Below are 11835 nucleotides of genomic sequence, written 5' to 3'. Positions count from 1 at the left end.
TAACTTTAGGGGGTCACTTCACCAATGACAGGCGCTTTTCCATTAATCATCACTGCTCAAAATGCCGAAGAAGCGGAGCAGATTGATGAACAAGTTGATAAAGTCAAGGTACAGCGATAATGCCATAACCGGAATTAGGTCTTCCGTAATATGGCGGTGTTTGATTTGATTTAGGTCATACAAAATGTAAAGGGAAAAGACGATGGTTCCGATCACGGAATACGCCATCATAGCCGCTGAGTTTAACGGGCTGAAAATGTTGAAAATGCCAACCACCGCCAGCGCGAGAACTGCAACTAGCAGAAATGACCACAGGAAGGATAAATCCTTCTTCATTTTTGCGCCGATTGTGCCTAGAACGGCAAAAATGACAAATGTAGAGCCAAAAGCTTCAAGCACGACATAGGCGCCGGCGATGGAAGCGTAGTGGCCGACGATCGGAAATAAGGTAATGCCGGAAACAAATGCGAATGTATATACAAACGCATATCCAACTGCTTTTCTTCTGCGCATCCAGAAGGCCAGAATAATCATCCCCACTTCTAGAATAGAAAGCGGCAGCATTAAAGCGACAGGAACAAATTGGCCGATAAATAGACCGACAGTCGCGATTAGCAGTGTGAAGACAAAGACTGTCAAAATGCGCTGCATGATCGATTGCTTACTTTCGTGAACCGTAGCTTGCATGTCAAAAATCCTCCCAAACAATGATCTTAAAGGTCTATTATATAAAAATTGGATAAAATATGTATATGTTTTAAGGAGAATTTAATGAAAACAAACGTCCTTATGCGATCATATTTAGTCTTTCATTTTCCGCGAAAACCGGTGCTTTTCTATTTTCTCAATTTGGGTAACCTAGAATGATGAATGGTGCCGAAATCGAGCGTTTCTAACGAGCTGATAATTGTTTCAAGCACTTCCGATTCAATCGTTGATTTTGAAACCAAAAGACCTTCCCCCTTGTTGTATGTTTTTTTCGATAAATCGCTGGTGTTTTCTGATCAATTCAAAAAAGCATATGATCACCCGCTGGCGGACAATCATATGCCTGGTCAAACTTCCTATTGGTTTTCTTCCAATTCTTCAACAATGCAGCGAACGCCCATGTTTTCTAATGCCTGCTTCAGCGTGCCGTATGTTTCATATTCACTGAAATCAAGCCCCAATTGAATCGATGTCTGGGCCACATCTGGGCGAATCCCTGAAAATACAGCTTTGACGCCTAATAAGAAAAGCGTTTTTGACAGGTTGTACAGTTGCTGCGCCACCATGGTATCCACAATCGGGACACCCGAAAGATCAACGACAAGGCTTGTGATTTTTCTCTCGATACAGCGGACCGGCACTGTTTCTAAAATAACCTGTGCCCGTTTCGTATCAATGGAGCCGATTAGCGGCAATATCCCGATTCCATCCGCAATAGAAATCACCGGGCATCCCAGCTCTGAGATCAGTTCCTGCTGGGATGTGAGCCTCATCAGCATAAATTTTTGGTACTGCTCGGAAAATTCAATGATCAGCTTATCGAACGACTGATTCACTATGCGGTTCCATCGGTTGGCATCCTCATCTGTGACGATATCCCGATTCTCTTGAATAAACGCAACAACAGCATCCCAAAATGAGATTCTTGAGTTTGATATGGCTTCCACAACCTCATGCACCGGAACATCTTGCTCTACCCTGTTTTTCGCAACGGTTTGCGCCCATTTTGTCATATGTTCTTGAAATTCAGTTTGATCCTCAAGGAATGCACTTGCGATCGTTATATTGGTAAACGTATGCTGCTTGGTTAGGAGCTTTTTCGTTTCTTCACTTAAATTGTCGGCGGAATATAACTCTCCTTTCAGCTGACATCGCAAACTGAACCATTTATCCGTAATATCCGCCGTGTGGTCTATAATATATTGATATAATAATTGATCGATATTCACGGTCTGTCTCCTTTTTCATAATAGAAGCTCTTTCATTATAAAATGATACATCGGAATTGTGAATGGGACTAGAAAAAAATCAAATGATTCTGCACCCTGAGCGCATTCCAATTTCATCCATAGGCGAATACACCAATAAACATCCGCTCGCATAAACTGCAATGTACAGTTTACAATGAGAAAGGGCGTTATTACATGTATAATGTTGATCCTTATATGTTTGCCGGGCATTTTTATGAACCATGGGCCCGCTTTTGAATACGAATATCGTTATCCAGATGGTTACCCATGGTCTGGCATTGGCGGCGGCATTGGGCCTGGTTTCGGCGGCGGCGCTGGCCCTGGCTTCGGCGGCGGCGCTGGCCCTGGCTTCGGCGGCGGCGCTGGCCCTGGCTTCGGCGGCGGCTCCGGCCCTGGTATTGGCGGCGGCGCTGGCCCTGGTTTCGGCGGTGCGCCGCAGGGACCCCCGCCTTCAAAAAAGCCGGCAAAACCAAAAAAGCCGCAGAGCACTCAGGGAGTTGCTTATTTAGTTGAACCCATTGCTATTCAGCCTTGCCTCTTCCGGTTTACCTATGTTTGGTTAACCAACGGCAGCTCATTTTGGTTCTACCCGATCATTCTTGGCAGAAGATCCGTCGGAGGCTTTTACTGGGATTCTTCACGGCGCCGCTGGGACTATTTCGCCTTAGACACAAATCTGATAGATGTCGTGAGCTGCTCATATTAATCGACAATCAGCCGGTTTTTCCGGCTGATTTTTCATGTTACTTCGGCCATGAACAGGTCATAGTATCCCTTTGATCAAACAAATTGGCACTGTTGCTGTATATGTTGAAGACAAGCAGAAAGCGAAGCCATTTGGGGCGGAGAAGGTTGCCTTTGATATTGCGGCGAACCACCCGATGGGATCTGATGAAAGCTGGATGGAGGTTGCGGCAAAAGGTCATTTACCCAAAAGCCATGATGAAAGGCTCTGAACAAATGAAAGCTTCTATCGTGTTTGAATGTGAAGACATCTTTGGTGCATATGAGAAAATGAAAGCTAACGGTGTAGAATTTCTCGGCGAGCCAATTAAATGGGTGGGGCACCTTCGTACAATGTAAGGACGGAGACGGCAATGTATCTTTATTATAAGAATAACATTGCGACGGCGGCTCTTACGCCGTGTGCTTTGTTTGACATTGAGAATGAATTTCATTTACAATTATTCATATATGAGAATGATTGGAGAGAGACAGATGTTTGTTATGTTGAGAAAAATGACAGTAAAAGAAGGCCATGCAGATCAAGTTATAGAACGATTCAGCGCTGAAGGAATCATTGAAAAACAAGAAGGTTTAATTGATGTGACAGTGCTCGAGAAAAACGTCCGCCGCGGTGATGAGGAAGTCGTTGTCATGATTCGCTGGGAATCTGAGGATCACTGGAAGCAATGGGAAAAAAGCGATGCACATATCGCCGGCCATAAAGCGAACAAGGGCAAACCAAAGCCTGATTATCTGATCAGCACTGAAGTGAGCATGTACCACGTAAGAGCTGTTAAACAAGGGACTCACGAATCATAAAAAGAGCTTGCACCTGCTGCAAGCTCTTTTTTACGGTTATGATGAATTGGTTTCTTCAAATGTGATGACATATAGAGGCTGGCTGGCATGCCATTCCGCATATAAGACGTCCTCGACCTTTTCAACTCCATGCTGTTGCAGCGATTGCTTCAGCCATTGTTCATCCACGCCAGCCTCCACCAGATTGTCAAACACAATCTCCCCATCAAGAATTAACGTAATCGGCAAAGATACATCCTTTGTCGGAAGGTTCATATCTTTTCTGGTCGGTTTATCGAAATCGGCTTTCGGGAGCACACTGACCATCCCGTTTGTTTCCAAAATGGCATACTCCACTTCCTGAATCGAAAAGCACCCTTTTTGCCTCAGGAGGCTTTGCAGCTGATTAATATCGAGTTTGTTTTTCTTCAGCATCTTGTATTTCAGCTTTCCTTTATGAATCACTATATTCGGTTCGCCTTCCAGAAACTTTCTGGTTCCTTTTATTTTTTGTGTAATCAATTCGATCAAATAAATAAGCAAGCCCCATAGGAGTGATGCATAAATAATTTCTTTTATCTTGATTTCTTGATCATAGACGGCGTTTCCAACCAGTTCTCCTAAAATTAAGGCCGAAATAAAATCAAATGGGGTGAGTTGAGAGAATTGGGTTTTCCCAAGAAACTTCAAAATGACAAATAAAATAACGAGACCGCAAACTAATTCTATTGCTACATTCAGATAATCTCCCACGTTGATAGCACCTACTTCTTAAGAGCTACTACCATTATGGTCAACTGCACTATTTCTAAACCGGACCTGCAGATTTTCGATTAAAAAACAGCCGTCCGCCGGCTGCCGATTTTCACATCATTTGGTGCTTGGCAAGCATGTGATCGAAAAGCTGCTCTGCATCACGGCGGTCAATCGTGACAAGCGGATCATTGAGAAACGCTTGAAAAGCGAGACCGCGGTCCTTTGATAACCCCGCTTCCGCCACTGCCTCCTGATTGGATACGTGTCGTGCCGCCAGCATTTCCACACCTTTCGGCAGCGATCCAGAGAAAATTGGCTGGACGCTGTTGCGGGTAATCAAGGCGTTCGTTTCGACAATTGCTTGTAAAGGAAGATTGGAAACTTGGCCTTGATTCGGCACATTTACATTCGTGACGCGCTCACCCAATCCGAGAAGAGCCGCTATGATGCTCACGCCTACTTCCCCCGAGGCTTTCCCGGCAACGCCTCGTTTTTGCGCGATTAATCGTTCTGTTTCCTGCCGCTTCTCATCTCTATCTTGTGTTCTGAAAGATACAGATGTGAGGTGAAGTTTCCATACCTCAGGCTGTTTGAGATAAGGGCCGGGAAGAAACTCTGCCAGATGCCTGTCACCCGCAGCGGGGATGGCGCCATACAGTTCAAATAAATCAAACGCAACACGGTGGGCCGAACGAAAGACACTGTCCCTCCAGCTTTCCCCCTCTAGCTCATATCCTGATTCTCCATAATGCGCGCTGAATTCATGGAATATAGGCAGCAGGTCAATATGGCGGTAAGAGGCTTCCGTAATCCATGTGAAATGGTTAATGCCGAGTACGTTGACGCGAATATCTTCGCGCCGCAGCACCTCTACTCCGAGCCTTTCTGTGACCATTTCCGCCAGCAGTTTTTGCGTGCCGAATACCTCGTGGCAGCAGCCAATCGCTTTGATGCCCGGAAACACTTTATACAGCACTCTTGTACAGACAGACATCGGGTTTGTATAATTGAGGACCCATGATTCAGGTGCGTAGTCTCTTATTGCCCGGGCAATTTCTGCAAACATCGGAACGGCCCGCAAACCTCTGATGATCCCGCCGGGCCCGACAGTATCACCCACAGACTGATAAATGCCGAAGCGCTCAGGGAGGTGGACATCGATTTCCATATCCTCCAGTGAACCCGGCAAAATCGAAATAATGACGATATCCGCGCCCGATAACGCCTTTTTCAAAGTAGAAACCGCTTCGTACCTCCATCTGCCGTCTCCGCTATAATTGCCGATCACTTCATTTTTCTGAGCAGCTTCAAAATCAAGATCATAGAGCGCCACTGTGCCTGACATCCGTTCATCAATCGACAGATCACTCATCAGGCTTCTGGCCCAGCCCTGAGATCCCCCGCCGATATAGGCGATTTTAATTTGATCTAACGTACTGATATGAAACACTCCCTTTCTCAGCCTTTCACCGAACCGATCAGCATTCCTTTTGCAAAGTGTTTTTGCAGGAATGGATAGACCGCCAAAATAGGCAGCGTCGCAATGACAATGACGGCGAGTTTGATTCCCTGCTCGGGCGGTATGGTATTTTGCATCGTATCGCCATTGGTCGCCGTTAAATCCGATAAGATGGTAACTTGGCGGAGCACCATTTGCAGCGGCCATTTTGCACTGTCATTGATATATAAGAGAGCGTGGAAGAAATCATTCCAAATCCCGACCGCATAAAACAGCGCAAAAGTCGCAATAACCGGTTTTGACAACGGCAGGGCGATCCGCCAGAAAACCCCGATTTCGGAACAGCCGTCAATCTTTGCCGATTCCTCCAGCTCGCGCGGCAGCTGCTGAAAGAAGTTTTTGATAATAATAAGGTTGAACGGATTAATCGCCATCGGCAGAATCAATGCCCAGTACGTATCTAAAAGTCCGAGTGATTTCACAACAAGGTACGTCGGAATCATGCCGCCAGAAAACAGCATAGAGAAAATGACCAGATTTAACAGCAGATTCCGCCCCTTCACATGCCGCTTCGCTAACGGATACGCCATCGTAAAAGTGAAAAACAGCTGCACAGCCGTCCCGACCACGGTAATGAAGATGGATACGCCCATGCTTCGGATGAACGTCGGTGTTGAAAACACATACTTGTAAGCATCGAGTGTAAAGGTTTTCGGGAATATAAAGAAGCTGCGCTGGGCGAGTTCCGCTTCTGTGGCAAAGGAACCGGCGATAATATACAAAAACGGCAAAATGGTAATTGCACCGACACCGCCGAGAAATAGAATGTTGCAGACGTCAAACACCCGTCCGGCTTTTGTGTTGTGCATCGTGTGAATGTCAGCCATACCTCTCCCTCCTTTAAAACAATCCTTCCTGATCAAACTTTTTCGCAATGTAATTGGCGCCGAAAATCAAGATAATCCCGACAACCGATTTAAACAAACCGACCGCCGTGCTGTAGCTGTACGCGCCTTGGGTAATTCCCATCATGTATACATACGTGTCAAAAATGTCAGCCACGCTGCGGTTGAGTGAGTTCGTCATCAAATACACCTGTTCAAAGCCAAGATTCAAAAAGCTGCCGATTCTTAAAATTAACAAAACGATAATGGTGCTCCTGATCGCCGGCAGCGTAATATGCCACATTCTCCTAAACCGGCCCGCTCCATCCATGATGGCGGCTTCATACTGCTCCTGATCAACCGTCGCCAACGCGGCCAGAAATAAAATCGTTCCCCAGCCTGTCTCCTTCCAGATGCTTTGCATCACAATCATCGGCCGGAACCAGTCCGCGTCCGATAAGAAAGAAATCTGCTCACCTGTCAGGTCCATAATGAATTTGTTGATCACACCTGTATCGACAGTAAAGAAAACAAAGGTGATGCTGACCACAATTGTCCATGAAACAAAATGGGGCACGTAAATAAAGGTTTGGATGCATCTTTTATACACGGCCTTTCTCACCTCATTCAAAAGCAAGGCCAATATGAGAGGCGCTGGAAAGGCAAATAAAAGATCTAGGCTCGCGAGCATGAGGGTGTTGCGCAGCAGCCGGAAAAAATCCGGATTCATAAAAAAGTCTTTGAAATATTCAATGCCGACCCATTCGCTTTTCCAGAAGCCGAGATATGGCGAATAGTCTTTAAAAGCGATTAGCACGCCCCACATCGGCAAGTATTTGAAAATCAAAAAATAAAGCAGACCGGGAATAAGAAGAAGATAAAGCCATTTGTCCCGTTTGAGCGCAACCATCCAGCTGGTGCCTTTTCCAGCAGTGAGAACAGGTGAATCTCCCTTCTTCGGCACTGTTTCCATATCTGTTCTCCTTTCGTGGTACCGGCGCGCCCGCCGAACGGCAGGCGCACCGGTTTATTTTGACGATTGATACAATTTGTTCAAGTCCTTCATCAGGTCATTCCCGCCGCTTTTTTTCCAAAGCTCCACCGCATCCTCGAACCCTTTTTCGTCAATCTCTCCAATAATAAATTGTGTTCTCGCGTCGAGAATGATGTTGTCAAGCTGGGCTCCTTTTTGGGTATACACATTAGATACAAGCGACTCAGCCGGGTTAAAGACGGCTATTTTTTCTCCTTCAGTGATGAGGTCCTTGCGATGCTGGAAGAGCTTTGTTTTCTGGTCTTCGATGTAATACTCGCTTTTCGGAATTGACATGCTGAACTGCGCCAAGCCTTCATGCTCATACAGGAGAGACTTGTTGTTTTTTTCAAGCGAGGTGAATACCCCGTCCTTGAGCTCGTAATTGCGGCCCTCCACCCCGTTGTTCGTGAGAATCTGTGCTTCCCTATCATTCATCTTATCGAGGAAGGACAGCACCTCTTTCAGCTCTTTTTCGGTTTTGACGCTTGATTTTGGTATCGCGATCATCCCTGAATAACCGGATGTCGGGAAGGTGCGCTTGCCATTCGGTCCCTCAAGCGAGCCGACAATATCAATCACATCCTTGTTCGACTCATCTGCCTCCTCCATCGCGCTTTGAATTTGAGATGCTCTGGAGCCGGTATCAACGATGACACCCGCTTTTCCTTTCACAACCGGATCATTCCACTTCGCTGAATCCATGACCGCAAAGTCCTTATTGATTAAACCCTCATCATAAAGCTTTTTAAAAAACTTGAGCGCATCCATGTATTCCTTCGTTGTAAAATCAGGAATCAGCTTTCCGTTTTCAACGCCGTAGCGGTTCGGAGCGCCGAACCAGATTTGCAGAACATCCCACGGGCTTCCGTTGCCGAGCCCCATCCATTTCGGCACCACCATGCCATACGTATCATCCTTGCCGTTTCCGTCAGGATCTTTTTCCTTAAAGGCTTTCAGCACTTCATAGAAATCATCAATCGTTTCCGGCATATCCAGACCGACGTTTTTCAGCCAGTCGGTTCTGATGATCATACACGCTCTGATCAGATCCCTCGTTCTGTAGATTCCGTACACCTCGCCGTTCACCGAGCTGTTCTTCAGTATCTTTTCATCTGCCTGGCTTAAATTCTTGTAGTCTTTTAAATAAGGAGACAGCTCCCAAAACGCCCCTGCTTTGACAGACTTGATAAAGCCCGCTGATTTATCTTTAATCACAATTGCATGAGGCATCTCTCCGGAAGCCATGACGATGTTGAATTTGTCGTTGTAGGATGAATCAGGCACCCATGTGACTTTAATCTCTTTGCCTGTGTATTTTTCGAGCGCTTTTAACGTAGGGCTCTTTTCACTCGGGCTTTCCGGCGATAAGAGCGGCGCCATAATTTTAATCGTGTCTTTCGAACCGCCTGCTGAACTGGATGTTTCCGAATTGCTGCATCCGGCGATCATCATGACAGCGAGCGGTAAGGCCAGCCATTTTTTTCGCATTCTATTTTTCATGATCCGCAAGTCCCCCTTTTTTTCATTTTCCATTTCCCCTTTGCCTCTCTTAATATAAAGCGCTTACATAAATTCTTGCAATCTTCATTTTTTGCATCATTTCTCCTATGAAATTCCGGCTTTTATCCTTTTTTGCCGGATGTATCTTTTTTTGCCGGAAGGGAATCCCCGATTAGTTCCAGCGCTGCTATGACGTTCAAACACCATTGAGAGACGGTGTTCGTTGTCACCCACGGGAGCTCCTCCATCTGCGTCCATGTCTCAATGCGCTCTGGTTTGATCGGAAGCGGCGTATGGCTCAGCTTATCATCAAGCAAAAGATTCCACGCTTTGGCGGCGAGCTTCTGATCTTGTTTTTTTCTTGCGGCGTAGGCGGTCATGGCAGCGGCGAACATCGGCCAGTGAAAATGCCTATCATGAAGCGCACCTCCGCTTTTTTTCCGTTTTTCTTCATCACTGAGGGTGTAAAATTCGCCGAATTCACTCAGCATTTCCTCCCATTCCCGGTCATCAAGAAGCTCAGCCAGCTCCATCCACACTTGCGGCGCGCCGAAGGCAATGATCATATGATATCCGCCCGCTATGCCGTCTCCCATGTGATGAAGCCTTGAGGTCGCCGGATCATACTCAAATGTCGGGCCGGATAATAAGCGGAGCGGGAGCCGCTTCAGACAGCTAATGCCTGTTTCGATTTTTTTGAGGTATTCCGGATTTTCGGTCCGCTCCCATTCCGCCAGCCAGTTCGAACAAAACGCCGCCCAGTCTGGTCCCGTTCTGGCGTGGGTCGGGTGCTCGCCTTTCTCATAAAAGGCGCGCATCGGATCGGTTTTGACGAGGGCGTAATCGGCGTCCTTCACTTCTGTCAAAAGATCTCCCGTCCGCTCATCTCCCGTCAGATAATAATAAAATTTATAAAGCCCGGCCATGCTGATCCTCGCTTCCTTGCAGCCGCATCCCCAATGAACAACATTATGCCGTGAGCCAAGCCCTGCGTATTCCCCGAGATGAAAGCTGTCCGTTTCGCTCGTGTGACGGGTCATAGCTTCTGCCATGCGGAAGATATCCTCTCTGCCAGAGCGGAAAAACGCCTGCCATAGCCATAAGGTCGGAACGAGCTCATTATTTTGCCATGCATACCCACCGAGATCATACCGCCACATATGCCGGATCGGGTCATATGTATGCATGACATCGCCATAATCCCAAAACCCATACCATCTGCGCTGCTCTACCTCCTTTTTGTAAAATAGAAATGCGGCGTCGAGCTGTTCCTCCAGCTCTTTTTTGAGCGGATGAGATGTGTCAATGACACTCCAAACCCCGAGCGCCTTTGATTCGTAATAGACGTCCGGCTCACAAACAAGCAGTGGCGGCGCCTGCCATTTGTCAGCGAGCGCATTGAGGGCATCATCGGACGGCATGTGTGAAAAGCACGCCAGGCTGATTTCATTTGTGTTCGCAATACCGGTCGGATCAGCGCGCATTTCATCAAAGCCTTCATACGCGCTGGCCACATGGGTGTTTCCTGTATAATGCCGCAAATCCATCGCATCTCCGTCCGGGGGCCAAAACCAGACAGTCATTTTTGGATGGCTGCCGGCAAGGCCTGTGATTTCCAGGGCTGACGGATATTTCTCAAAAAAGTACCGCAGTCCGAGGGCTATGCCGCCATTTTCGCCGCCCGCATAGCAAAGCCCCTTTGCCCGGCTGCCATGCAGCATGCCTACCCACGCATAATCTTTTCCGGTCCGTTTTGACAGGCTGTAATGATCGCTGGAATCCTGTACGAGCTTGACATCATTCCAAACCGCGTTTTGTGTGCCGTGTGCAAACCATTCCTTGTGCTCTTCACTTGGAAACAGCGTTTCACCATTAATTTGTTTTTGGTAAAGCGGATACTGTTCATTGAATTTACGTGTGCCAAACAGCTGGGCGGGTTCTTTGTACATCCCTTTCTCTCCCGCAAAACGGAAATGGCGATTGTACGGCTCCCCTTTCAAAACAAGGTCAAATTCGATGCCGAGCCCTTTAATGAATTCTTGTTTACCATTCGTATCGATCAGTTGCGTGTGCACGATGCCAATCTCAGAAAGTCCGGCGTAAAACGTCAATCTGGCCACAAACGGGAGCCACTCCTCCTTTGTTTTTTTGAAGATATGCGCGCCCTCTATTTTGATCACTGCTTTGACAGGGCCGCTCTTCTCAATTACCGCACGTTTGATGAGGCTGACAGACGTTTCACAAAAAAGCATGGTTTCCGCCGCAGTAGCTTTTCTCGTTTCTCTTATGGCAACAAGCCTCCCGCCAGCGGCGATCGGCTTTCCGTTGATCTGCAATGATTGAATGAAATCGGAGCCTGTTTTATGGATGGCACAGACGAGTGTTCCTGTATTCACTTGGATGCCATCCTCTGACTCATTGATGCAGATTGAATCTGTTGGCTGCAGGGATTCTCCTTTTTGCACTGTAAAGCTTTGAGGTTCCCGCCCGCTGAATACCGCCGCGTGCTTCGTCCACTTGATGCTCCCGTCCGGCCAATAGGCCGACGGTTCGCTCTGCACATATCGGCTTTCCGCATTTTCATTCACAAGCGCCAGACGGTGACCTTTTTTCAATTCCCCTTTTTTCCACGGCACACCCCACGTTACACCGCTTGTCACCTTTGGCTCTTCTGATAACCATTTCATCTTTTTCATCGATTCTCCCTCCATAGAAAAA

Annotated in this window: 9 protein-coding genes and 3 pseudogenes; 3 read left to right on the top strand and 9 right to left on the bottom strand. The window is 47.1% G+C overall.

Annotated features, from left to right (window positions below):
• Positions 1 to 42: 42 nt before the first annotated feature.
• The 3 genes and pseudogenes from MOF34_RS07590 to MOF34_RS07580 all read right to left on the bottom strand — a co-directional run bounded on the left by MOF34_RS07590 (position 43) and on the right by MOF34_RS07580 (position 1937).
• On the bottom strand, positions 43 to 687 hold the full coding sequence (locus MOF34_RS07590; protein ID WP_268399581.1) for a Bax inhibitor-1 family protein: 645 nt from the start codon (positions 685 to 687) through the stop codon (positions 43 to 45).
• A gap of 114 nt (positions 688 to 801) precedes the next feature.
• A pseudogene (locus MOF34_RS07585) lies at positions 802 to 950 on the bottom strand (DUF2292 domain-containing protein).
• Positions 951 to 1064: 114 nt separating this feature from the next.
• Complete coding sequence (locus tag MOF34_RS07580; protein ID WP_019713569.1) at positions 1065 to 1937, bottom strand: STAS domain-containing protein; 873 nt, start codon at positions 1935 to 1937, stop codon at positions 1065 to 1067.
• Between the two features lie 195 nt (positions 1938 to 2132).
• Here MOF34_RS07580 and MOF34_RS07575 point away from each other — a divergent pair.
• The 3 genes and pseudogenes from MOF34_RS07575 to hmoA all read left to right on the top strand — a co-directional run bounded on the left by MOF34_RS07575 (position 2133) and on the right by hmoA (position 3503).
• Positions 2133 to 2664 (top strand): annotated as a pseudogene (locus tag MOF34_RS07575) (hypothetical protein).
• Positions 2665 to 2734: 70 nt separating this feature from the next.
• A pseudogene (locus MOF34_RS07570) lies at positions 2735 to 3072 on the top strand (VOC family protein).
• Positions 3073 to 3176: 104 nt separating this feature from the next.
• Positions 3177 to 3503, top strand: a complete 327-nt coding sequence (hmoA, locus tag MOF34_RS07565; protein ID WP_268399578.1) for a heme-degrading oxygenase HmoA — start codon at positions 3177 to 3179, stop codon at positions 3501 to 3503.
• Between the two features lie 36 nt (positions 3504 to 3539).
• Here hmoA and MOF34_RS07560 read toward each other — a convergent pair whose 3' ends face one another.
• The 6 genes from MOF34_RS07560 to MOF34_RS07535 form a co-directional block, all read right to left on the bottom strand.
• Entirely contained in the window at positions 3540 to 4235 is a 696-nt protein-coding gene (locus tag MOF34_RS07560) for a DUF421 domain-containing protein (RefSeq protein ID WP_268399576.1), read from the bottom strand.
• A gap of 112 nt (positions 4236 to 4347) precedes the next feature.
• Positions 4348 to 5688: an alpha-galacturonidase LplD gene (gene lplD, locus MOF34_RS07555; RefSeq protein ID WP_268399573.1), complete on the bottom strand. Its 1341-nt coding sequence runs from the start codon at positions 5686 to 5688 to the stop codon at positions 4348 to 4350.
• Between the two features lie 8 nt (positions 5689 to 5696).
• Entirely contained in the window at positions 5697 to 6584 is an 888-nt protein-coding gene (locus MOF34_RS07550) for a carbohydrate ABC transporter permease (RefSeq protein WP_019713564.1), read from the bottom strand.
• 13 nt (positions 6585 to 6597) lie between these two features.
• Positions 6598 to 7554 (bottom strand): ABC transporter permease, encoded by a 957-nt coding sequence (locus MOF34_RS07545; protein ID WP_268399571.1) that lies wholly within the window; start codon positions 7552 to 7554, stop codon positions 6598 to 6600.
• Positions 7555 to 7608: 54 nt separating this feature from the next.
• Positions 7609 to 9117 carry an extracellular solute-binding protein gene (locus MOF34_RS07540; RefSeq protein WP_268399569.1) on the bottom strand — a complete coding sequence of 503 codons (1509 nt, stop codon included), beginning with the start codon at positions 9115 to 9117 and terminating at the stop codon, positions 7609 to 7611.
• Positions 9118 to 9239: 122 nt separating this feature from the next.
• Positions 9240 to 11813: a hypothetical protein gene (locus MOF34_RS07535; RefSeq protein WP_268399568.1), complete on the bottom strand. Its 2574-nt coding sequence runs from the start codon at positions 11811 to 11813 to the stop codon at positions 9240 to 9242.
• Positions 11814 to 11835: the final 22 nt, after the last annotated feature.

The organism is Bacillus sp. T17B1 (genome assembly GCF_026796395.1).
Classification (GTDB): Bacteria; Bacillota; Bacilli; order Bacillales; family Bacillaceae; genus Bacillus; species Bacillus spizizenii_A.
The sequence above is the reverse complement of the archived record's forward strand: the minus strand, read 5'-3'. Positions and strand labels throughout refer to the sequence as shown.

What these genes read in the sequence shown, in the direction of transcription:
- MOF34_RS07535 (WP_268399568.1), bottom strand. Translation starts at nt 11,813, where the DNA reads ATGAAAAAGATGAAATGGTTATCAGAAGAGCCAAAGGTGACAAGCGGT.
- MOF34_RS07590 (WP_268399581.1), bottom strand. Translation starts at nt 687, where the DNA reads ATGCAAGCTACGGTTCACGAAAGTAAGCAATCGATCATGCAGCGCATT.
- MOF34_RS07550 (WP_019713564.1), bottom strand. Translation starts at nt 6,584, where the DNA reads ATGGCTGACATTCACACGATGCACAACACAAAAGCCGGACGGGTGTTT.
- hmoA (WP_268399578.1), top strand. Translation starts at nt 3,177, where the DNA reads ATGTTTGTTATGTTGAGAAAAATGACAGTAAAAGAAGGCCATGCAGAT.
- MOF34_RS07540 (WP_268399569.1), bottom strand. Translation starts at nt 9,117, where the DNA reads ATGAAAAATAGAATGCGAAAAAAATGGCTGGCCTTACCGCTCGCTGTC.
- MOF34_RS07545 (WP_268399571.1), bottom strand. Translation starts at nt 7,554, where the DNA reads ATGGAAACAGTGCCGAAGAAGGGAGATTCACCTGTTCTCACTGCTGGA.